20 protein-coding genes, 1 tRNA gene and 1 pseudogene are annotated in these 20,709 nt (G+C 68.3%); 6 read left to right on the top strand and 16 right to left on the bottom strand.

The genetic code is table 11. The features are described from left to right. Positions 1-11: 11 nt before the first annotated feature. A complete protein-coding gene (locus QYL93_RS05270) occupies positions 12-317 on the bottom strand; it encodes a hypothetical protein (protein ID WP_305742663.1) in 306 nt (101 codons plus the stop codon). Between the two features lie 407 nt (positions 318-724). Here QYL93_RS05270 and QYL93_RS05275 point away from each other — a divergent pair, with 407 nt between their 5' ends. After that, positions 725-859: a hypothetical protein gene (locus tag QYL93_RS05275; RefSeq protein WP_305742664.1), complete on the top strand. Its 135-nt coding sequence runs from the start codon at positions 725-727 to the stop codon at positions 857-859. A gap of 22 nt (positions 860-881) precedes the next feature. Here QYL93_RS05275 and QYL93_RS31905 read toward each other — a convergent pair whose 3' ends face one another. The 10 genes from QYL93_RS31905 to QYL93_RS05320 form a co-directional block, all read right to left on the bottom strand. Then, positions 882-1,274 carry a hypothetical protein gene (locus tag QYL93_RS31905; protein ID WP_370876937.1) on the bottom strand — a complete coding sequence of 131 codons (393 nt, stop codon included), beginning with the start codon at positions 1,272-1,274 and terminating at the stop codon, positions 882-884. Continuing rightward, the gene (locus QYL93_RS31910) at positions 1,275-1,583 is read right to left on the bottom strand and encodes a hypothetical protein (RefSeq protein WP_370876938.1); all 309 of its coding nucleotides are present in this window, start codon (positions 1,581-1,583) and stop codon (positions 1,275-1,277) included. Positions 1,584-1,644: 61 nt separating this feature from the next. Continuing rightward, a tRNA-Ser gene (locus tag QYL93_RS05285) sits at positions 1,645-1,732 on the bottom strand. A gap of 56 nt (positions 1,733-1,788) precedes the next feature. Next, positions 1,789-2,475 carry an urease accessory protein UreG gene (ureG, locus tag QYL93_RS05290; protein ID WP_305742665.1) on the bottom strand — a complete coding sequence of 229 codons (687 nt, stop codon included), beginning with the start codon at positions 2,473-2,475 and terminating at the stop codon, positions 1,789-1,791. Beyond that, complete coding sequence (locus QYL93_RS05295) at positions 2,472-3,188, bottom strand: urease accessory protein UreF (protein ID WP_305742666.1); 717 nt, start codon at positions 3,186-3,188, stop codon at positions 2,472-2,474. Before QYL93_RS05295 ends, ureG begins: the two co-directional genes overlap by 4 nt. 42 nt (positions 3,189-3,230) lie before the next feature. Beyond that, a complete protein-coding gene (gene ureE / locus QYL93_RS05300; RefSeq protein ID WP_305742667.1) occupies positions 3,231-3,821 on the bottom strand; it encodes an urease accessory protein UreE in 591 nt (196 codons plus the stop codon). Positions 3,822-3,848: 27 nt separating this feature from the next. Continuing rightward, complete coding sequence (gene ureC, locus QYL93_RS05305) at positions 3,849-5,567, bottom strand: urease subunit alpha (protein ID WP_305742668.1); 1,719 nt, start codon at positions 5,565-5,567, stop codon at positions 3,849-3,851. 71 nt (positions 5,568-5,638) lie between these two features. Beyond that, positions 5,639-5,944 (bottom strand): urease subunit beta, encoded by a 306-nt coding sequence (locus QYL93_RS05310; protein ID WP_057201498.1) that lies wholly within the window; start codon positions 5,942-5,944, stop codon positions 5,639-5,641. A gap of 28 nt (positions 5,945-5,972) precedes the next feature. Next, the gene (locus QYL93_RS05315) at positions 5,973-6,569 is read right to left on the bottom strand and encodes a HupE/UreJ family protein (RefSeq protein WP_305742669.1); all 597 of its coding nucleotides are present in this window, start codon (positions 6,567-6,569) and stop codon (positions 5,973-5,975) included. A gap of 24 nt (positions 6,570-6,593) precedes the next feature. Then, positions 6,594-6,896, bottom strand: a complete 303-nt coding sequence (locus QYL93_RS05320) for an urease subunit gamma (RefSeq protein WP_055399013.1) — start codon at positions 6,894-6,896, stop codon at positions 6,594-6,596. A gap of 261 nt (positions 6,897-7,157) precedes the next feature. On the opposite strand from QYL93_RS05320, the gene QYL93_RS05325 reads away from it, so the two are divergent. Both QYL93_RS05325 and QYL93_RS05330 read left to right on the top strand, forming a co-directional pair. Beyond that, positions 7,158-10,718, top strand: a complete 3,561-nt coding sequence (locus QYL93_RS05325) for an ATP-binding protein (RefSeq protein WP_305742796.1) — start codon at positions 7,158-7,160, stop codon at positions 10,716-10,718. Further along, on the top strand, positions 10,715-11,761 hold the full coding sequence (locus QYL93_RS05330; RefSeq protein WP_305742670.1) for a response regulator: 1,047 nt from the start codon (positions 10,715-10,717) through the stop codon (positions 11,759-11,761). The genes QYL93_RS05325 and QYL93_RS05330 overlap by 4 nt, the downstream gene beginning before the upstream one ends. Here QYL93_RS05330 and QYL93_RS05335 read toward each other — a convergent pair. Further along, entirely contained in the window at positions 11,758-12,036 is a 279-nt protein-coding gene (locus QYL93_RS05335; protein ID WP_305742797.1) for a plasmid stabilization protein, read from the bottom strand. The two genes, QYL93_RS05330 and QYL93_RS05335, sit on opposite strands and share 4 nt — an antisense overlap. A gap of 456 nt (positions 12,037-12,492) precedes the next feature. Between QYL93_RS05335 and QYL93_RS05340 the strand changes: the two genes are divergently transcribed. Together QYL93_RS05340 and QYL93_RS05345 are read left to right on the top strand one after the other, a co-directional pair. Next, a complete protein-coding gene (locus QYL93_RS05340) occupies positions 12,493-13,392 on the top strand; it encodes a hypothetical protein (protein ID WP_305742671.1) in 900 nt (299 codons plus the stop codon). 269 nt (positions 13,393-13,661) lie between these two features. After that, positions 13,662-16,646, top strand: coding sequence for an EAL domain-containing protein (locus tag QYL93_RS05345; protein ID WP_305742672.1), 2,985 nt, complete (start codon positions 13,662-13,664; stop codon positions 16,644-16,646). 18 nt (positions 16,647-16,664) lie between these two features. Here QYL93_RS05345 and QYL93_RS05350 read toward each other — a convergent pair whose 3' ends face one another. Together QYL93_RS05350 and QYL93_RS05355 are read right to left on the bottom strand one after the other, a co-directional pair. Then, positions 16,665-17,294, bottom strand: a complete 630-nt coding sequence (locus QYL93_RS05350; RefSeq protein WP_305742673.1) for an FMN-binding negative transcriptional regulator — start codon at positions 17,292-17,294, stop codon at positions 16,665-16,667. Between the two features lie 94 nt (positions 17,295-17,388). Then, positions 17,389-18,288 (bottom strand): LysR family transcriptional regulator, encoded by a 900-nt coding sequence (locus tag QYL93_RS05355; RefSeq protein ID WP_305742674.1) that lies wholly within the window; start codon positions 18,286-18,288, stop codon positions 17,389-17,391. A 75-nt stretch (positions 18,289-18,363) separates the two neighbouring features. Here QYL93_RS05355 and QYL93_RS05360 point away from each other — a divergent pair, with 75 nt between their 5' ends. Then, a complete protein-coding gene (locus tag QYL93_RS05360; RefSeq protein ID WP_305742675.1) occupies positions 18,364-19,089 on the top strand; it encodes a glutathione S-transferase family protein in 726 nt (241 codons plus the stop codon). Positions 19,090-19,135: 46 nt separating this feature from the next. Here the strand turns inward: QYL93_RS05360 and QYL93_RS31915 are convergent. Continuing rightward, positions 19,136-19,852, bottom strand: a pseudogene (locus tag QYL93_RS31915) (DUF6597 domain-containing transcriptional factor); the annotation flags it as partial. A gap of 40 nt (positions 19,853-19,892) precedes the next feature. Then, positions 19,893-20,597 (bottom strand): DUF3334 family protein, encoded by a 705-nt coding sequence (locus QYL93_RS05370; protein ID WP_305742676.1) that lies wholly within the window; start codon positions 20,595-20,597, stop codon positions 19,893-19,895. Positions 20,598-20,709: the final 112 nt, after the last annotated feature.

Genomic DNA, 20,709 nt, shown 5'->3' on the forward strand with positions numbered 1-20,709 from the left:
GGGTTGCGTAGTCACGGTTTGGTGCGCGACGCGCTCAGGTAGGTCTGGTACACCCAGTACACCGCGTACCAGAAGAATCCTCCGATCAACAGCGACGGCAATTGCGCAGCGTAAAAGCCCACCGGGTCCTTGGCGCGAAACACCAGGCTGCCACCACCTCCTTTCACCCACCTTTGGGCCACGCCATCGAGAAGGCTCACACAGATACCGTAGGTGAACAGCGCTGCAATGCCGGCGATGATGATCAGGCATGCCCAGTAGCCGACCCGTTCAAGTGGCGTCGGCGGTACCTCGGTGGAGTAGGGCTCAAAGGGCATGGGAGTTCGTCGCTTCGACAGGGATGTGGACGAGCCTATGTCCAGCATGGCAAATCCCATGGTGCTGCGGGGAGATCGGTACTCCGTGCATGGCCGTCCTTTCGGTCGCCTGAAGGGCATTGGCACGGGCTCGCGTGCCATGCGCCTTGGCAGCACCGCGGCCTACATCCCCTTGCGAGCTGTACCGCGACGCCGGCCATACCCCGGCCTATCCCGCCGGCTCGGCGTTCTCGCTGCCCATCCACGGCCTGATCAACAAATCGGCCCCGGCAGTGCTTGCCGCAGGCATGTACACCGACACGCTGCAGGTCGGCCGTTTGTCGCCGCCACGGACGCCGTGTTGTCTTACGCGGCGTGCGGCGCGCGGGTCCTAAGGTCAGGGCATCTCATCGCTCCAGGAGGCTGCCATGCCCCAGTCCCTACAGTCTTCCGGCCAGGTGCCCCATTCTTCGGGGCGCAACCGCGTCGCCACTGGCCGCACGGTCGCCATCATCGCCGTCGTGGTGGGCTTTCTGCCCATCGCCATCATGGTGCCCTGGTAGGGCGACCAGGGAGAACGGGCGTTCAGTCCCGTGCCGCCACCATCGCGGCGAAGCGGCCGAGCAAGCTGGCCGCGTCAGGCGTGGCGCTGACGGTGGCATCGTGCGGCCCGTTGACGTGGTCCACATAGGCCTGCATCGCCTGCGCCGAAAATTCCGGGTGGAATTGCACGCCCCAACCGCAGCCTCCCACGCGAAAGGCCTGGTGCGGCTCCATGGCGCTGCGTGCCAGCAACACGGCCCGCTGCGGCAGGCGCAGCACCGACTGGTAGTGCACCAACTGCGCCGGGAACTGCGCCGGCAACCCGGCAAACAGCGCATCCTGCCCGGCCTCGGGCGCCAGCCGCACGGCGTGCGTGCCCACCTCCGGGCCACCCGGCAGGTCGTCCACCTGTCCACCAAACGCATGCGCTAGCAACTAATGGCCGTAGCAGATGCCGAGCACCGGCACCTGCGCCTCGACACAGCGCCGCATCCACAGCGCGAGCCGCTCGCTCCAGGGCTCGCGGTGCGACACCATGGCATGCGAGCCGCTGACCACCACGGCCGACAGCTCGGGCGGATCGGGAAGGGCGGCCGCCTCTTGCTGCGCAGCGATGCGCCGGTGGGGAAGTGCGTCGCCCAGGCCTGCGGCGATCCAGTCGTCGAAATCCCCCTCGGTCTCACGGATGCCGGGGAAGGTGTTGCCGGCGGCGACGATGAGGATGGGTTTGGAGCTTGCGGTCATGGGTGCAGCAGCAGGATGGCCCAAAAAAAAGCGCCCGGAGGGCGCCTGCTTTCCCTGTCACTGGCGGAGACTGTGAGATTCGAACTCACGGACGGTTGCCCGTCGGCAGTTTTCAAGACTGCTGGTTTAAACCGCTCACCCAAGTCTCCGGGAGGGAAGGCGCGTATTCTAGTCCACGCAAACCACCTGCCTGGCGGACGACTGCCTATGCGCCCGCTGGCGCCCCCGCCTTGGTCAGCATTCCCTTGGTCTCGATGAAGCGCACCACCTCGGCCAGGCCTGTCAGGGTTTTCAGGTTGGTCATCACGAAGGGGCGCAGGCCCTGGGGCGTGGTGCGCATGCGCACGGTGTCCGACTCCATCACCGACAGGTCGGCGCCCACGTGCGGGGCCAGGTCGGTCTTGTTGATGATGAACAGATCGCTCTTGGTGATGCCGGGGCCGCCCTTGCGCGGGATCTTTTCGCCGGCGGCCACGTCGATCACGTAGATGGTCAGGTCCGACAGCTCGGGGCTGAAGGTGGCGGCCAGGTTGTCGCCGCCGCTTTCGACAAACACCACGTCCGCATCCGGGAACTGCTCAAGCATGCGGTCGATGGCCTCGAGGTTGATCGACGCGTCTTCGCGGATCGCCGTGTGCGGGCAGCCGCCGGTTTCCACCCCCAGGATGCGCTCTGCGGGCAGGGCGCCGCTCACGGTCAGCAGGCGCTGGTCTTCCTTGGTGTAGATGTCGTTGGTGATGGCGATCAGGTCGTAGTCGTCGCGCATGGCCTTGCACAGCATTTCGAGCAGGGTGGTCTTGCCCGAGCCGACAGGGCCGCCGATGCCCACGCGCAGCGGGGGCAGGTGCTTGGTGCGACGGGGGATGTGGTGCAGGGGGCTGGTGGTGGTCATGATCTGAAAAGGCGTGAATACTGGGTTTCGTGCCGGGCCGAGAGGATGGCCAGCATCGGTGAAAAAGCCTGGCGTTCGCCATCGGGCAGCGCCAGCGCGTGGGTGGCCGCATCGGGGATGGCCTGGGCCAGCCGCGCCAGGATGCGCTGGCCGGCGCTCTGGCCCAGCGACATGGACTTAAGGGCGGCCTGCACCATGTTCTCGGCCCAACCGAAGGCAAAGGCCAGCAGCACATCGTAGACCGATGCCTCGGTGGTGGATGCTGCCAGCGCGAAGGCCACGGGGTAGGTGGGCGGCAGGGCGGCCAGGGCCTGCACCGCCGGCATGCGCGCCGCGTCGCCGTGGTGCTGGTTGCGCAGCCAGTCGGCCAGCGAGCGGCCCATCTGCTCGGTCTGCAGGCGCAGCTCGCTGGTCTCGCGCGTGTGCAGCACCCAGTCGTTGAGCTCGCGCACATGCGCCATGTCGCCCTGGCGCCAGGCACCCACGGCCTGGGCCACCACGGCCATGTCGCCCCGCGCCTGGGTGATGTGCAGCTGGTCCAGCAGCCAGGCGGCCACGGCCGCTTCGGACGCGACGCCCGCGCTTTCAATCGCGCTTTCCAGCCCCTCCGAATACGAGAACCCGCCAACGGGCAGCGCAGGCGATGCCAGCCAGATCAGCTGCAGCAAGCTGGCTGCGGGCAGGGCTGTGGGGGCCGGGGGCTCGCGCATCATGGTGGTGATCGTCGCTGCTGGCGGTGCCGGGCGGCGGGCTGCTCAGTGGGCATGACCGTGGCCGTCGCCATGGTCATGGGGGTGATCGTGTGCGTGCCCAGCGTGTGCACCGTGCCCTTCGTGCGCATGGCCATGGTCGCCATGGTCATGGCCGTGGTGGCCGTGCCCGCCGCCATGCCCCGCCGCGTAGGCGCCGCCCTCGGGCTCGAAGGCCATGTCTTTCGCGTGCACGATCAGGTGCATGGCGCGCAGCATGTCGGCCAGCACGTGGTCGGGCTCGATCTTCAGGTGGTCGGGCTGCAGCTCGATGGGCACATGGCGGTTGCCCAGGTGGTAGGCGGCACGCGTCAGGTCGAACGGTGTGCCGTGGTTCTGGCAGTGGGTGATGTAGAGCACCGGCTGTGGCGCGGCCAGCACGCGCACCAGCGATCCGTCTTCGGCCACCAGCACATCGCCGCCGCGCACCAGCGTGCCCCGGGGCAGGAAGACGCCCAGCTCGCGCCCGGCAGAGTCGGTGGCCGCAAAGCGGCTTTTCTGGCGCACGTCCCAGTCGAGCTCCACCGTGGTGGCGCGCTTGAGCAGCACGGGGGCCAGGCCGCGGCCCTGGGCAATGAGTTTGGATGCCTGGATCATCGGATCAAATAGGGGTGCGGTGTCGGTTCAGAAAAGGAAGTAGCGCTGCGCCATGGGCAGCAGCGTGGCGGGTTCGCAGGTCAGCAACTGGCCGTCTGCGCGCACGGTGTAGGTCTGTGCGTCCACCTCCATGCGCGGCGTGTAGTGGTTGTGCACCATGTGCTGCTTGCGCACGCCGCGGATGTTGCGCACGGCGACCAGCGTCTTGGCCAGGCCGAAGCGTTCGCCGATGCCTGCGTTGAGCCCCGCCTGCGAGACGAAGGTCAGAGAGGTGCGCGCAATGGCCCCGCCGAAGGCGCCGAACATGGGCCGGTAGTGCACCGGCTGCGGCGTGGGGATGGAGGCATTCGGGTCGCCCATGGCCGCCATGGCGATGAAGCCGCCCTTCAAGATCAGCGCCGGCTTCACGCCGAAGAAGGCCGGTTTCCAGATCACGATGTCGGCCCACTTGCCCACCTCGATGGAGCCGACCTCGTGGCTGATGCCGTGCGCGATGGCCGGGTTGATGGTGTACTTGGCCACGTAGCGCTTGATGCGCGTGTTGTCGTTGCGCGCACTGTCGCCTTCGAGCGAGCCGCGCTGCGCCTTCATCTTGTGCGCCGTCTGCCAGGTGCGCAGGATCACCTCGCCCACCCGGCCCATGGCCTGGCTGTCGCTGCTCATCATGCTGATGGCGCCCAGGTCGTGCAGGATGTCTTCGGCCGCGATGGTCTCCTTGCGGATACGGCTCTCGGCAAAGGCCAGGTCCTCGGCAATGCCGGCATCCAGGTGGTGGCACACCATGAGCATGTCCACATGCTCGTCCAGCGTGTTCACCGTGTAGGGCATGGTCGGGTTGGTGGAGGATGGCAAAAAGTTCGCCTCGCCAACCACGCGCAGGATGTCCGGTGCATGGCCGCCGCCCGCGCCCTCGGTGTGGAAGGCGCAGATGCCGCGCCCGCCCACGGCGGCAATGGTGTTCTCCACAAAGCCCGACTCGTTGAGCGTATCGCTGTGGATGGCGACCTGCGTGTCCGTCTCTTCCGCCACGTCCAGGCAGTTGCTGATGGCTGCGGGCGTGGTGCCCCAGTCCTCGTGGAGCTTCAGGCCAATGGCCCCGGCCTCGATCTGCTCGCGCAGCGGTGCCGGCAGGCTGGCGTTGCCCTTGCCCAGAAAGCCCAGGTTCATCGGGAAGGCATCGGCCGACTGCAGCATGCGCTCCATGTTCCAGGTGCCGGATGTGCTGGTCGTGGCCAGTGTGCCCGTGGCCGGGCCCGTGCCGCCGCCCAGCATGGTGGTCACGCCCGAGGCAAGGGCCTCCTCGATCTGCTGCGGGCAGATGAAGTGGATGTGGCTGTCGATGCCGCCCGCGGTGACGATGTTTCCCTCGCAGCTGATCACCTCGGTGCCCGGGCCGATGATGATGTCCACGCCCGTCTGCGTATCGGGGTTGCCGGCCTTGCCGATGGCCACGATGCGCCCGCCCTTGAGGCCGATGTCCGCCTTCACGATGCCTGTGTGGTCGATGATGAGCGCATTGGTCAGCACCGTATCGACGGCGCCGCCGTCGCGCGTGCGCTGGCTCTGGGCCATGCCGTCGCGGATGGTCTTGCCGCCGCCGAACTTCACCTCTTCGCCATAGCCGCCGGCGCGCAGGGTGTAGTCCGCCTCCACCTCGGCGATCAGGTCGGTGTCGGCCAGGCGCACGCGGTCACCCACGGTGGGGCCGAACATCTCCGCGTAGGCGCGTCGTCCAATGGTTGCCATGGTTCAAAACCTTTTGCTGGTGCCCGACGCGGGGCTGGAAAGGGGGATGGAGAAAAGGGCAGGGCGCTGCATCACAGCGGCCCCTGCACCAGGCCGCGAAAGCCGTACACCGTGCGGTCGCCCGCATAGTCCACCAGCTCCACGGTGCGCTCCTGCCCAGGCTCGAAGCGCACGGCCGTGCCCGAGGCGATGTTCAGCCGCATGCCGCGCGCGGCCTCGCGGTCAAAGCCCAGGGCGCCGTTGGTCTCGGCAAAGTGGTAGTGCGAGCCCACCTGGATGGGCCGGTCCGCCGTGTTGCGCACCAGCACGGTCAGCGTGCGGCGCCCGGGGTTCAGGGCATGCTCGCCCGCGTCGATCAGCAGCTCGCCTGGGATCATGGTGGCGTGTCCTTGTCTGTGGTACGGGTCAAGCAAGCTGTAGCAGCATGGCGCCGCCCAGAGCCGCCACGCCGGCGCCGGCCGCGCGGGCCAGCCACACGGTGCGGTGGCGCAGCGCCCAGCCTGCCGCCAGGCCCGCGCAGTGCAGCAGCACCGTGGCGCACAGCATGCCGGCCAGGGTCTGCCCAGCGCTGTCGCTGCCGGCCAGCTCATAGCCGTGGGCCAGGCCGTGGAACAGCGCGAACACGCCCACGCCCAGCGCCGCCACCATGCCCGGCACCCGCAGGCGCGATGCCACCAGCAGGCCCGTGGCCAGCAGCGAGGCGGCGATCATCGGCTCCACGGCCGGAATGGCCACACCCTGCAGGCCCATCACCGCACCCACCAGCAGCAGGCTGGCAAAGCCCAGCGGCCCCCACAGCAGCTCGGGCCCGGCGCGGCGCGCGGCCAGCGCGCTCCACAGGCCCACGGCCACCATGGCGGCCAGGTGGTCCAGCCCGAACAGCGGGTGGGTAAAGCCGCTGAAGAAGTCGTTGTGTGCGTGCGCGCCGCCATCGGTATGGGCGCTGGCGGCCGTGGCCAGCGTGGCCAGGGCGATGAGGGCAAGGGTGCGGGATGCGCGCATGAAGTGGATCTCCAGGAAGAATACTTAGACGATGGGTTGGTGGACCGTGACCAGCTTGGTCCCGTCCGGAAAGGTGGCCTCGACCTGGATGTCCGGGATCATCTCGGCGATGCCGTCCATCACGTCGGCACGGGTCAGCACCGTGCGGCCTTCGCTCATGAGCTGGGCCACGGTCTTGCCGTCGCGCGCGCCCTCCATCACGGCGGCGCTGATCAGGGCCATGGCCTCGGGGTAGTTGAGCTTGAGGCCCCGCGCCTTGCGGCGCTCGGCCAGCAGGGCCGCGGTGAAGATCAGCAGCTTGTCTTTTTCGCGGGGGGTGAGTTCCATGGTCTTGGCGGTGTGGTGATCGATAGGGCGGTGCGGTGCCGTGCGCTGGCGCAAGGGCTGGCCCTGGTCCGCACCATCATAGTGAGCAAGCCCCGTGCCGGCCATACGTCGATTGGCGCATCTACCCCGACCGGCGCGGCGGCAGTGGCATGGAAACTGCACCATCAGAGGGACTGCCGCAGCCCATCCCCTCACGTCCCCATGCCCCCTACCGCCGCCACCATCGCTTCGCCTGACGCGGGCGCTCCCTTAGAGGGTGGCATGGACGTGGACGCCCAGGCACCGCAGCAGGTCGTCAAGGTGCGGCGCGACTACAACAGCTGGGTGGCCACCGAAACCATGGAAGACTATGCGCTGCGCTACACGCCCCAGCGCTTTCGCAAGTGGTCCGAATGGCGCGTGGCCAACACCGCCTTCGGCGCGGCCTCGTTCCTGATCCTGGAGGCCGTGGGCGCCACGCTGCTGGTGCAGTATGGCTTCGTCAACGCCTTCTGGGCCATCGTCGCCACCGGGCTCATCATCTTCCTGGCGGGCCTGCCCATCAGCGTCTATGCCGCGCGGTATGGGGTGGACATGGACTTGCTCACGCGCGGCGCGGGCTTTGGGTACATCGGCTCCACGCTCACCTCGCTGATCTACGCCTCCTTCACCTTCATCTTCTTCGCGCTCGAGGCCGCCGTCATGGCCTATGCGCTGGAGCTGGCGCTCGACATCCCGCCCACCTGGGGCTACCTGATCTGCGCCGTGGTGGTGATTCCGCTGGTCACCCACGGGGTCTCGGCCATCAGTCGGCTGCAGGTGTGGAGCCAGCCGCTGTGGCTGGTGATGCTGGTGGTGCCCTTCGTCTACGTCATCACGCACGATCCTGGTGCGTTTGCGGGTATATCGCACTACGGTGGTGAGTCGGGGCGCGGCGCCAGCTTTCAACTGCCCTTGTTTGGTGCGGCGCTCACGGTCGGCATCGCCCTCATTACCCAGATGGGGGAGCAGGCCGACTACCTGCGCTTCATGCCGGCCAGCACCCCCGCCACGCGCGGGCGCTGGTGGCTGGGGGTGCTGGCCGGCGGGCCCGGCTGGGTGGTGCTGGGCGTGCTCAAGATGCTGGGCGGCGCGTTGCTGGCCTACCTGGCCCTCACCCACATGGTGCCGGCCGACCGCGCAGTCGACCCCAACCAGATGTACCTGGTGGCCTACGGATACGTGTTCTCGCACTACGGCTGGGCGGTGGCGGCCACGGCGCTGTTCGTGGTGGTATCGCAGATGAAGATCAACGTCACCAACGCCTACGCGGGCTCGCTGGCCTGGTCCAACTTCTTCTCGCGCCTCACGCACAGCCACCCGGGGCGCGTGGTGTGGGTGGTGTTCAACACGCTCATCGCCTTCATGCTGATGGAGATGAACGTCTTTCGCGCCATGGGCGAGGTGCTGGGCCTGTACTCCAACATCGCCATCGCCTGGATCATGGCGGTGGTGGCCGACCTGGTCATCAACAAGCCCCTGGGCCTGTCGCCCAAGGGCATCGAATTCAAGCGCGCCCACCTGTACGACATCAACCCCGTGGGCGTGGGCTCCATGGCGCTGGCCTCCGTGCTGTCCATCAGCGCCCACCTGGGCCTGTTCGGTCCACTGCCGCAGGCCTTCTCGGCCGTGATCGCCATGGCGGTGGCCTTCGTCACCGCGCCGCTCATCGCCTGGGCCACCCAGGGGCGCTACTACATCGCGCGCCAATCCGAGGCGCCCGCCCTGGCGGATCTGCAGGCCGTGCCCATGCACGGCCCCGTCAGCGGCCAGGTGGCGGCCGACCTGGGCGGCGCCATGCGCTATTCCGTGCAGCGCTGCGTGGTCTGCGAGCGCGAGTACGAAGCGCCCGACATGGCCCAGTGCCCGGCCTACGGTGGCGGCATCTGCTCGCTGTGCTGCACGCTCGACGCGCGCTGCGGCGACCTGTGCAAACCCCATGCGAGCATGGCGGTGCAGTGGTCCTCGGCTCTGCGCTGGGTGCTGCCGCGCGCCATCTGGCGCTACCTGGACACGGGTCTGGGCCACTTTCTGCTGCTGATGCTGGTGATCGCGCCGCTGCTGGCCTCCGTCATGGGGCTGCTGTACCACCAGGAGCTCAACACCATCGCCCAGGCCATGACCGACGCCGAGGTGCTGGCTGCGCCCGAGGTGGCGCTGCGCTCTGGCCTGCTCAAGGCCTACCTGGCGCTGCTGGTCATCTCCGGCATCGTCGCCTGGTGGCTGGTGCTGGCGCACAAGAGCCGCCAGGTGGCGCAGGAGGAATCGAACCGCCAGACCGGCTTGCTGGTGCGCGAGATCGAGCTGCACCGCCAGACCGACGAGGCCCTGCAGAACGCCCGCAGCGTGGCCGAACAGGCGCGCCAGGTGGCCGAGGAGGCCCAGCGCGCCGCCGACCAGGCCAACCAGGCCAAGAGCCGCTACATCAGCGCCATCAGCCACGAGATACGCACCCCGCTCAACTCCATCCTGGGCTATGCCCAGCTGATGGGCGAAGACGCCGGCGTGCCCCCGCACCGCAAGCAGGCCGTGCACGTCATCCGCCGCGGCGGTGAGCATCTGCTGTCGCTGATCGAGGGCACGCTGGACATCGCGCGCATCGAGTCGGGCAAGCTCACGCTCGACGTTACGCCCATGCGCTTTGCCGACGGCCTGCACGAGATGGCCAGCCTCTTTGAGCTGCAGGCCGCTGCCAAGGGCCTGGCCTTCCAGTTCGACGTGCAGGGCGTGATCCCCGAGGTGGTACGTGCCGACGAAAAGCGCCTGCGCCAGATCCTCATCAACCTGCTGGGCAACGCCGTCAAGTTCACCGCCCACGGCCGGGTCACGCTGCGCGTGCGCTACGCCCGCGAGATCGCGCGCATCGACGTGCAGGACACGGGCCCGGGCCTCAGTGCCGACGAGATCGAGCGCATCTTCGAGCCTTTCGCGCGCGGCGGCAGCGCAGGGGCCGTGGCTGCCACCCCCGGCGCCGGCCTGGGCCTGACCATCGCCAAGATGCTCACCGCGCTCATGGGCGGCGAGCTCACCGTCACCAGCGAGCCGGGCCTGGGCTCGGTGTTCCACGTCAAGCTGTTCCTGCCCGAGGTGCATGCCGATGCCCTGGGCAAGGCCGCCGCAGCGCCGCTGGCGCGGGTGCAGCGGGTGCGCAGGGGCTACGCAGGCGAGCGCCGCCGCATCCTCGTGGTCGACAACGAAGAGCCCGACCGCGAGCTGCTGGTGCAACTGCTCGAACCCCTGGGCTTCGAGCTGCGCCAGGCCGCCAGCGGCCACGACGCGCTCGACCTGCTGGCCACCGGCTACCGCCCGCACGCCATCTTCATGGACCTGGCCATGCCGGGCATCGACGGGTGGGAGACCCTCAGGCGCGTGCGGCAGATGCATTTGCCTGAAGTCCACTGCGCCATCGTGTCCGCGAATGCCTTCGACAAGGCCCTGGACAACGACGTGGACATCCGCCCCGAAGACTTCATCGTCAAGCCTGTGCGCCACAGCGAGCTGCTCGACTGGCTGGAGCGGCGTCTGGCGCTGCAGTGGCTCAGCGAAGCGCAAGCCCCCGCCCCGGTGCCGGCCGCGCCCGATGCCGGCGCCGCCAGCGGGCCGATGACCTACCCCGACCCCGGCGCCCTGGCCGCGCTGTCGCAGGCCGTGTCGCTGGGCTACTACCGTGGCATCCTCAACGCCCTGGAAGAGATTGAACGCCACCAGCCCGCGCACGGCGCCTTCGTGCACACCATGCGCGGCCTGGCCCGGCAGTTCCAGTTCGATGCCATGGGGCAGATACTTGAGCAGGCACCACCGTGAACACCGCAGCACCCAACCACGGCCCCCTGGCCGCATCCTCCCCCGGCGACACGCTCGACCGGGGCGACAGCGACGTCGTGCTCATCGTCGATGACGTGCCCGACAACCTGGCCGTGCTGCACGATGCGCTCGACGAGTCGGGCTACACCGTGCTCGTGGCCATGCATGGCGAGGCCGCGCTGCAGCGCGCCGCCCAGGCCCTGCCCGACATCGTGCTGCTCGACGCCATGATGCCCGGCATGGACGGATTCGAGGTCGCGCGCCGCCTGAAGGCATCGCCCCTGACGGCGCACATCCCCATCATCTTCATGACCGGCCTGACCGAGACCGAGCACCTGGTGGCCGCGCTCGAGGCGGGTGGGGTGGACTACGTCACCAAGCCCATCAAGCCGCGCGAGGTGATGGCCCGCATGGGCGTGCACCTGGGCGCCGCCCGCAAGGCGCGGGCCGATGCCAGCCAGGCGCGCGAGGCGCGCAACGCGCTCGACGCCTTCGGCTACGCCAGCATCACCGTGCGCGCGGTGGACGGGCGCATCGTCTGGCAGACCCCGCTGGCGCGCGATCTGCTCAAGGCCTACTTCGGTGAGGCCAGCCCTTGGGCGCCCGAGCAGGTGCAGGCCTGGCTGCGCCGCCACGTGCTGGCCGAGAACGCGGCTGAGCTGTTGGCCCATGCCCAGGCCGAGCCGCCGCGCCTGGCCATCGACCAGGGCGCCCGGCGCCTGACCTTCCGCCTGCACCAGCAGGCCGGCGACAGCGAGGGCGGCGGCGACTGGCTGATCGTGATGCGCGAGGTGTCCGACGCCAAGATCATCGAATCCATGAGCCTGTCCTTCAAGCTCACCGCGCGCGAGGCCGAGGTGCTGTACTGGGTGGTCAAGGGCAAGATCAACCGCGACATCGGCGACATCCTGGGCGCCAGCCCCGCCACCGTCAAGAAGCACCTGGAGCGCGTGTTCGCCAAGCTCGGCGTGGAGACGCGCACGGCGGCGGCCGGCATGGCGATGAACCGCATCCGGCAACTGCACCCGCAGTTCGAAGGCTAGCGGCCTACGGCCTTCTCCAACTGGGCCTTGTTCATTTTCGAACGGCCCTGGATGCCCTTGCGTTTGGCGTCTTCATAAAGCTGCTCACGCGTGCGACCCTGCGCGCCCTGGTGCGAGCGCTGGCCGCCGCGCACCGGGGCGGGTGTGTCCTTCGGGGTCTTGGGGTTGGCCTTCTCGGCCTCGCCGTGCTGCGCGCGCTCCTTGTTCACGGTGCGCGCAGCGATCTGCTCGGCCGTGCGCTCGCTCTTGCCGCGCTCGAGCAGGCTGTCCTTGATGTGGCCGTACTGGCGTTAGCGCTTGGCGCTCCAACGGGTCTGGGGCATGGGGGCCTCCATGGTGGTGTGTCCAGTACCCCAATCTATGCGCCATGGCGCGCGGCCCGGATAGGACGGCCCATTGGCCCGGTGTAGGACAGGCCTACGACCCCTGCGCCCTGCGCACCCCCATCACGATGCGGTTGTGAGCCCCACGGGTGTCACGCCCAGGTGTCGCGCCAGGGCCCTGTTCGCGGATGCGCGCGACCACGCTTACAAGGCCTTCGAACTCCATCGATCCCAGGGAGACACGCCACTACCCGCCAGGGAGACAAGCCTGTCAGGCAACTTCGCACCAGGTGTGTACGAAGAAAAGAGACAGGATTTCCATCCCTGCCCTGACTCAAGAAATCCGGAGCGGCCTCTACATTGGAATTGCGCAATTTGCCAATTTTTTCTTGTCACCGAGGCCCGATCATGTTTGAGTCCATCGCCACAGCTCCCGCCCCCACCGCGCGCGTGCACCCGCCGCTGCCGTCGCGGGCCTTTGGCGTGGCCTCCATGGAGCGGGGCGCGCGCGCGTCCTTGCGCCCCACGCGCATGGACGCGCTCAACCGCCTGGCCACCAAGGAAGAGCGCCTGCCCTTCTGGGTGCGCCTGGTCAGGAACGAGGCCGACCTGCGCAAGGCCGTGCACATCCGCCACGCGGCCTATGCGCGCCATGTGCCCGACCTGGCGCACCAACTGCAGGAGCCCGAGGCCACCGATTACGAAGACGGGGTTGTGGTGCTGCTGGCCGAGTCCAAGCTCGACGGCTCTCCCCTGGGTACTGCGCGCATCCAGAGCAACCGCTTTCGCGCGCTCAGCGTGGAGCAGTCGGTCGAGCTGCCGGCGTGGATGGACGGCATGCACCTGGCCGAAGTGACGCGCCTGGGCATCGTCGGCGGCACCATGGGCCGGTTGGTGAAGACGGTGCTCATCAAGGCCGCCTTCCAGTACTGCGAGCGCCAGGGCATCGAGCAGGCGATTGCTGCAGGCCGCGCCCCCATCGACCGGCACTACGAGCAACTGCTGTTCGAAGACCTGTTCCCTGCCAAGGGTTTCATTCCCCTGGCCCACGCGGGCAATCTGCCGCACCGGGTGATGGCGTTCGACATCGACAGTGGCCCGGCACGCTGGCAGCAGGCGCAGCACCCGGCGCTCAACTTCTTTTGCCACACGCGCCATCCGGACATCGACATGGGTCCGGTGCCTCTGCATGGCCTTCCAACCGGCAGCAAGGGGGCCGTGGTGGTGTCGCCAGGCCCGCGCCACACGGCGGCCGGTAACCGCGGGCGGGAGCTGCCGGCGCGCACCAGCAACCGCGCGTTTGCATGAGCCGCCCGACCCCGTGCGGGTAGGGCCCGGCACTGTCCGATGACCCCAAAAAAGTCACCTGTTGGTAAAAAGGCCACACCACCCGTGGCCTTTTTTGTGCCCGTTGCTTTGTAAACTTCCACAAAAAGGGGGGAACGCGCAAAGACTTGCGATGCAGGCTGTGTGTTCCGTGACAAGATGGACGTTTGCGCGTGGTCGCGGCCTTGCTCGGCACTGCCCCATGCGCCATCCAGCGCGCGGCCGTGGGGGCTGCGCATCCACACAAAACCATGGGGTCACCGCGATTGCAGGAGCACGCACGGCAAAGGGTTCGGCGCGGCGTAGTCTTTGTGGACTGGCTGCTGCGCGCGATGTCCATCTACATCATTCCCATTGCCATGGCTGGCGTGGCCGTGTGGGCGTTGCTGTTCTGGCAGAGCAATTACCTGTCGGCCGGCGGCCACACCTTGATGATGCGCGTGCTGCCACAGGCGGCCGCAGAACTCACGCCCGAGCAGGCACTGGCCGCGCTCGCGAACCGGCCACTCAAGTCCTTCCACGATACCAACCTGTCCGAGGCGCCCGTATGGCTGTTGGTTGACCTGCCGGTTTCGATGGCGCAGCCACCCTCGCTGCTGTTCCCCTCGCGCCACGCCGTGGCCATGGCCTGCTGGGATGGCAAGAGCCTGGTATCGCTCGGCCAGTCCACGCGTGAGCAGGCCAGCGGCAGCCTGGTTCCCCTGAAGGCCGGGTTTGGCCTGCCCGAGGCCAGTGCGGGCCAGCGCGTGCTGTGCCGTGCGTCCTTCGTCGGGCCTGCACGCCTGCAGGCCGACTGGTGGGCGCAGGCCGATCTGCAGGCCTCGGTGCTCGAGTTCCATCGCAACCTGGGCCTGCTCGAAGGTGGCCTGGTGGTGCTGGGCATGTTCGTGCTGATGACGGCGCTGATCAACCGGCAATCGCTGTACGTGCTGTTTGCCGCCTGGTTGGTGGTCACGCTGCGGGTGGGGGCCATCTCTGCTGGCTGGGACGTGCAGTGGCTGGGCCATCTGGTGCCCACGCCCTGGCTGTTTCCGACGCGTGCGCTTACGGTGGCGGTGTACGGTTTTCTGACCATCACGCTCTACAAGAACCTGTTCCAGGAAGACCTGGACCGTTCGCGCCTGGGGCCCTGGATACGCGGCGCGCAGTGGGCCTGCATTCCCCTGATGCTGGCCGCCGTGTTCCTGCCCTACGGCCTGTACCTGCAGATGATGTGGGTGTCCACCGGCCTGGGGTTGCTGCTGATGACGGTGAGCCTGGTGCGCATCGTGTTCAAGACCCGCTCGCGCGTGGCCATGTGGTACGGCGCATCGCTCGGAGTCACTTTCCTGTCGAGTTTTTCGGAGATCGTGGCGGCTGCCTATGGCATGAAGGTGCTGGTGGGCACTGTGAACCACGTTACGGCGGCCCTGTCGTCGAGCCTGCTGGCGGCGCTGGCCATTGCCGAGCAGATGCGCCAGGAGCACGTCAAGCGCCTGGAGGTGCAGGCCCAGCTGCAAGATGCCTACGAGGCCATGCCCATCGGCCTGTTCACGCTCGATCTGCAGGGGCGCTTTCTGAGCGCCAACCCTGCGCTGGTGGACATGCTGGGCGACGGCCTGCTGGAGAACGGCGGGCGCACCTGGCGCGCGCAGTTCGGTGACGCGGCCTGGCTGCAGCTCGACCAGATGGTGCACAGCCAGTCCGAAACGGAAACCGAGTTTGCGGTGAACGGCCGCGATGATGGCGAACTGACACGGCGCTTCATGGTGCGTGCCACCCAGGCGCGCGGCCGCATCGAAGGCTCGCTGCAGGACGTGACCGAGAAATCGCGTGCCACCGAGAACCTGCGCGTGCTGGCCCACCACGATGCGCTCACGCGCGTGCTCAACCGCCGGGGCATCGAGCAGGTGCTCGAATCGGCCCTGGCGCAGCGCAACCAGGGCAAGCCGCTGGCGCTGGCCTACCTGGACCTGGACCGCTTCAAGCTCATCAACGACCTGTTTGGCCATGCGGCCGGCGACGATGTGCTGCAGCAGGTGTGTGCGCGCGTCTCGCAGATGCTGTCGGGCAACATGCAGATCGGGCGCGTGGGGGGCGATGAGTTCCTGATCGTCTTTCCGGACACCCACATCACGCTGGCCCGGCTCATCAGCCAGGGCATTGTTGCCAGCATCTGCACCAGCCCCTACCGGGTGGGGGCGCGCTCGTTCCACGTGCGCGGCTCCATCGGCCTCATCGAAGTGGCGCCGGGCAGCACCATCCGCGACGTGGTGTCCACCGCCGACCATGCCTGCCGCGATGCCAAGCGCGGTCTGCAGCAGGGCCTGGCGGTGTACGAGCGTGATGCGCCCGGCCTGATCGCCCACGAGACGGAGATGAAGCTGGTGGAGCGCCTGTCGTCCGACGAGCGCATCGAGGGCCTGTACCTGGAGATGCAGCCCATCATGTCGCTCACCGCGCCGACCGAGTCGCTCAACTTCGAGGTGCTGCTGCGCATGCGCGATGCCAGCGGCGCGCTGGTGCCCACGCCGCGCCTGATTGCTGCGGGCGAGCACAGCGGGCGCATGGGCGTCATCGACCGCTGGGTGCTGGGCACAGTGTTCGAGTGGCTGGGCAAGCACCATGGCCAGCTGGGGCGCACCCAGTTCGTGTGCCTGAACCTGAGTGGCGCTTCGCTCAACGACGAGGCTTTCATCGACGACGTGTTCGCGCTGTTCGACGAGCACCCCCACCTGGCCAGCTGGCTGTGCCTGGAGATCACCGAAAGCGTGGCCCTGCACGACCTGGAGAACACGCGCCGCTTCATCAGCCAGGTGCGCTCTTACGGCGCCAAGGTGGCGCTCGACGACTTCGGTGCCGGCTACACCTCGTTCTCGTACCTCAAGGACCTGCCGTCCGATCTGCTCAAGATCGACGGCAACTTCATCGTCAACATGAACCGCCACCCGGCCAACGTGGCCATCGTCGAAGCCATCGTGAGCCTGGCGCGCAACCTGGGCATGAAGACCATCGCCGAATGGGCCGAGGACCAGGCCACCGTGCAGACGCTGGCCGAGATCGGCGTGGACTACGTGCAGGGCTTCATCGTGGCGCGGCCCCAGTCGCCCGAGGTGCTGCTGACCGCATCCTCCGCCGCCAGTTTCATCGAAGACCCGCAGCTCCTGCAGTTCGTGCAGATGCTCGGTGCCGCGGGCCCGTCATCGGGGCAGGCCGGGTTGTTCGGCGAGCGCCGCTCCGACTCCTCTGGCCACTGACTCCCGCAGCTGCGGCGGTCAGGGCACGATCAGCCGCGCCACATCGCGCGCCATGCCCGCAGGCTCGCGCCCCAGGTGATCGACCAGGCTGCGCCGGTCGGCCTCGGTGCGCTGCTGCGACAAAAATCGCTTGCCTTCCAATGCCGTGATTTCGATCTCGAACCCCACCAGGTGCCGTGCGGCGCTTTCCACGTAGTCGGGTGCGGCCATGTCCAGTGACCACGGCGCGGCGCGGCCGGCCTCTTGTGAGGCGGTGAGGGCCGCCAGGTGGGCGAGTACCCATGCCGGGTCATCCTCCACCCAGCGCAGGCGCCCCCGCGCTTGCACGGCCACGTAGTTCCAGCTTGGGGCCAGGCGTGCGCTGCGCTGGCCATTCACGTACCAGCGCGGCGAGATGTAGGCGTTGGGGCCCTGGAAGAGCGCGAGCACGCTGTCGCCTTCGCCAACCTCCTGGTTCATGGGATGACTGCGTACCACGTGGCCCCGCAGGCTTGCCGTATCACCCTCAGGGGTGTGCAGCTCCAGCGGCAACAGGTGGACGTTGGTTGTACCTGGCGCGCTGGTAACCAGGGTGGCCAGCGGGTAGGCAGTCACCAGTGGGTAGAGGGTGGCCGGATCGTTCTCGGCGAAAAGGGGCAGGACGTGCATGGCGATGGAAAATCTGGCGTCAGTGGTGGCGCCCAGTATGGGCCGCCGCGCTCCCGGCGTATTGAACGTTGCGGCCAAGCCCGGATTGTGTCCCTCATGCCAGCACCAGCGTGCGCGCCAGGTGGGCATACACCGTGGCCACGCGGCGCAGGTGGCGCGACTCGGGGTGGGTGAGCAGCCACAGCCCGGTCTCGCACTCATCGAGCGCACCGGTCAGCGGCAGCAGGCCGGGGTGCGGCTGGGCCAGGAAGACCGGCAGCACGCCCACCCCCAGTCCCAGTGCCACGAGTTCCATCACGGTGAGGATGCTGTTCACACGGTAGCTTGCCACCGCCTTCGGAAAATGCCGCTTGCGCCACAGCACTGAGGGGTGGTCGGGCAGTGCATCGTCGGGCGCCACCCACAAGGCCTGTCCTGCCTGGACATCGGCATAGCGCTGCATGGGCCCCTGCCGGGCGGCGTACAGGGCCATGCGGATGGGGCCCACCTGCCGGCCCACCAGGTGGGGCGGTGGGCGGCTCGTGGCGCGTACGGCAATGTCCGTGTCGCGCCGGGTCAGGCTGGCAAGGTCGTTGCCGGCATGCAGTTCGAACTGAAGCAGCGGGTGCTGCCCCTGCAGCGCCGCCAGCGCAGGCGCCACCAGGCCGTGCAGGATGGTGTCGGTGGTGGTGATGCGCACGGTTCCCGACACACGCTCGGGCTGCGCCTGCGCGGCGGAGCGGGCCGATTCAAGGGCCGACTCCAGTTGCTCGGCATGCCCGGCCAGGGTCTGGGCCAGCTCCAGCGGCTGGTAGCCCGTGCGCGAGCGCGTGAACAGCGCCTGCCCCAGCCCGCGCTCGATGCGCTTCAGCGTGCGGAACACCGTGGACGGGTCCACCCCCAGGCGTTCCCCGGCACCTGCCAGCGTGCCGGCGCGCACCAGGGCCAGCACGTTCTCCAGATCGCTGGCAGCCAACTGGTACGGCGTGGCTTGTTGTTGCGTTGGTGCAATCATGGTTTGCGGTGCTGCGTATTTTGATTTCGTTGGCGCAATCATAGATTCAGTGCTCCCCACCCTTCAAGGACCGCCATGCCGCACCCACTCAGCCTCATCAGCCACCCCCTTTGCCCCTATGTCCAGCGGGCCGCCATCGCGCTGGCGGAAAAGGGCGTTGCCTTCGAGCGCATCGACATCGACCTGGCCGACAAGCCCGCCTGGTTCCTGGCAATCTCGCCACTGGGCAAGACGCCGGTGCTGCTGGTGGATGGCCAGCCGGTGTTCGAATCGGCCGTGATCTGCGAGTACCTGGAGGAGACCACCGCGCCCCCGCTGCACCCGCAGGACGCGCTGGCCCGGGCGCGGCACCGCGGCTGGATGGAGTTCGGCTCGGCCGTGCTTTCGGCCATCGGGTCGTTCTACAACGCCCCTGACGAAGCGGCGCTGGCCAGCCGGGCCGGGGAGATCCGGCGCCTGCTCGCACAGGTCGAGGTGCAGTTCGGCATGCACCAGCAAGCGGGTCCTTACTTTGCCGGAGAGACCTTCACGCTGGTCGATGCGGTGTTCGGCCCCGTGTTCCGCTACTTCGATGTGTTCGACCCGATCGGCGACTTCGGCGTGTTCACAGGCCTGCCGCGCGTGGCGGCCTGGCGCTCGGTGCTGGCGGCCCGGCCTTCGGTGCAGTGCGCCGTGGGTGCAGATTATGCGGACCGGCTGCGCGTGTTTCTGCGTGCGCGCCAGGGGGCGCTGGCCCGGCGGATGGAGCTTGCCAGGCCGCTTCCACCACCACCGGCACGGCTTCGGGCTGCGCAGGTGTGAAGCCACCGAGCCGGCGGAACTGGCGCGTCATGTGCGCCTGGTCGGCATAGCCCGCATCGTGCGCCAGGCCGGTGAGCGAGGGCGCTCGCCCCGCCTGCACCAGCGCCATGGCGCGCTGAAAGCGCAGGATGCCCGCCAGGCTGCGCAGCGGCAGGCCCACGGTGGCCAGCATGTCGCGGCGCAGGGTGCGCTCGGGCACTGCCAGGGCGCTGCACAGTGCCTGCAGGGGGGCGCCAGGGTGCATGCGCCACCAGCGCAGGGCCCGCAGTGCGCGGGCCTGCATCGGCCCGGGCGGACCCGCGCGCTGCGACAGGCGGTGCGCCGCCTGCACCAGGGCGGCCTGCAGGGCAGAGGTGTCGGTGGCGGCCAGCAAGGCAGACGCCAGGTCGTCGCCCAGTGCGCTCAGGTGGCGCTCCACCGCCGCGCCGGTCATTACCTGGTTGAGCAAGGCGGCCGGGTCCAACGCCAGGCAGGCGCCGCCCCAGCCGAGCTGGAAGCGCACACCCGCGCTCCAGACCGGGGCGCGGTGGGCCACGGTGCCAGGGCGGTCCGCCGGGCCGGCGATGGCCAGGCGGACGGTGGCGATGCGGCCGTTGGCATCCAGCAAGGCATGGGCCACCAGGTCCATGCGCCCATCGGGCAGCACGGTCTGCCGGCGGGGAGCGCCGGGCCGGTAGCACCACATCGCCTCGACCCGCTCCGGATCCAGCGGGCCCAGAGGCAACTCTTCGTAGGGCAAGGGTTCCTGCGACGGGCGGCGCATGGTGTTGCGTCAGGCGCTTGCCTGCCGACGCAGGGGCGGCTTACATGCCCAGCGACTTGAGCAGCTCGTCCGTGGCGGAGTCGCCGCTTGGGGCCGCCGGCGCGGGGGCCGGGGCGGTCGCGTTCTGCGTGCCCTGGGCGTTCTGGGACATCAGTGCATCGGCGTCGGGCGTTTCCTGCGCCTCGAAGTCCACCATCTTGATGAACTCGGTGCGGTCGATGGCCAGCTCCAGGTAGAAGATGTTGTTGCTGGCGGTGTAGAAGGTCACGCGCCGGGCCTCGGGCTTGTCCAGGTTGGCGTCCACGCTGAGCATCACCTGCTTGTTGAGCACCAGCATCTTGGGCTGGTTCTGGGTGATGTGGGTCTGCAGCTCGCGCCGCACCTTGCCGGTGAAGTCGCCTACCACCTGGTTCATGAGCTCGCCCATCACGTTGCTCACCTCGTCCGAGGTGTAGGAGGAAACCAGGTCGTCCTTGGACATGCCCATGTTCAGCAGGTAGCTCGAATACAGCTCCATGGCCGCCTGGGCCGAGAAATTGATGATCACCAGCCCCGAGAAGCCGCCGTCGAACAGCACGAAGCAGCCGATGTCGGGTTTCAGGCAGGTCTTGCTGATGCGCTGCACCATGCCCGAGTAGTGGATCTGGCTGTGGGTGGCGACGTTGAGCACGCGGGTGACCGAGTTGCACAGGCTGATCAACAGGTCTTCGGTGCCGTAGATGACGGAGGTTTCGGTGTGGCTCATGGTGTTCGCGGGGGTGCGCTCGGGAAAATGGGGCTGTACAGAGCATAGGCGATGCGGCCGCACCCGGCCAGAGTGCTTTCCAGGCGCTGTGGCGCCGCTGTATGCTGCGGGT

It is taken from the genome of Acidovorax sp. A1169, assembly GCF_030704685.1.
Taxonomy (GTDB): Bacteria; Pseudomonadota; Gammaproteobacteria; order Burkholderiales; family Burkholderiaceae_C; genus Acidovorax.

Coding starts and splice junctions, on each gene's coding strand:
- QYL93_RS05270 (WP_305742663.1), bottom strand. CDS start 317: ATGCCCTTTGAGCCCTACTCCACCGAGGTACCGCCGACGCCACTTGAA.
- QYL93_RS05275 (WP_305742664.1), top strand. CDS start 725: ATGCCCCAGTCCCTACAGTCTTCCGGCCAGGTGCCCCATTCTTCGGGG.
- QYL93_RS31910 (WP_370876938.1), bottom strand. CDS start 1,583: ATGACCGCAAGCTCCAAACCCATCCTCATCGTCGCCGCCGGCAACACC.
- ureG (WP_305742665.1), bottom strand. CDS start 2,475: ATGACCACCACCAGCCCCCTGCACCACATCCCCCGTCGCACCAAGCAC.
- QYL93_RS05295 (WP_305742666.1), bottom strand. CDS start 3,188: ATGATGCGCGAGCCCCCGGCCCCCACAGCCCTGCCCGCAGCCAGCTTG.
- ureE (WP_305742667.1), bottom strand. CDS start 3,821: ATGATCCAGGCATCCAAACTCATTGCCCAGGGCCGCGGCCTGGCCCCC.
- ureC (WP_305742668.1), bottom strand. CDS start 5,567: ATGGCAACCATTGGACGACGCGCCTACGCGGAGATGTTCGGCCCCACC.
- QYL93_RS05310 (WP_057201498.1), bottom strand. CDS start 5,944: ATGATCCCAGGCGAGCTGCTGATCGACGCGGGCGAGCATGCCCTGAAC.
- QYL93_RS05315 (WP_305742669.1), bottom strand. CDS start 6,569: ATGCGCGCATCCCGCACCCTTGCCCTCATCGCCCTGGCCACGCTGGCC.
- QYL93_RS05320 (WP_055399013.1), bottom strand. CDS start 6,896: ATGGAACTCACCCCCCGCGAAAAAGACAAGCTGCTGATCTTCACCGCG.
- QYL93_RS05325 (WP_305742796.1), top strand. CDS start 7,158: ATGGACGTGGACGCCCAGGCACCGCAGCAGGTCGTCAAGGTGCGGCGC.
- QYL93_RS05340 (WP_305742671.1), top strand. CDS start 12,493: ATGTTTGAGTCCATCGCCACAGCTCCCGCCCCCACCGCGCGCGTGCAC.
- QYL93_RS05345 (WP_305742672.1), top strand. CDS start 13,662: ATGGGGTCACCGCGATTGCAGGAGCACGCACGGCAAAGGGTTCGGCGC.
- QYL93_RS05350 (WP_305742673.1), bottom strand. CDS start 17,294: ATGCACGTCCTGCCCCTTTTCGCCGAGAACGATCCGGCCACCCTCTAC.
- QYL93_RS05355 (WP_305742674.1), bottom strand. CDS start 18,288: ATGATTGCACCAACGCAACAACAAGCCACGCCGTACCAGTTGGCTGCC.
- QYL93_RS05360 (WP_305742675.1), top strand. CDS start 18,364: ATGCCGCACCCACTCAGCCTCATCAGCCACCCCCTTTGCCCCTATGTC.
- QYL93_RS05370 (WP_305742676.1), bottom strand. CDS start 20,597: ATGAGCCACACCGAAACCTCCGTCATCTACGGCACCGAAGACCTGTTG.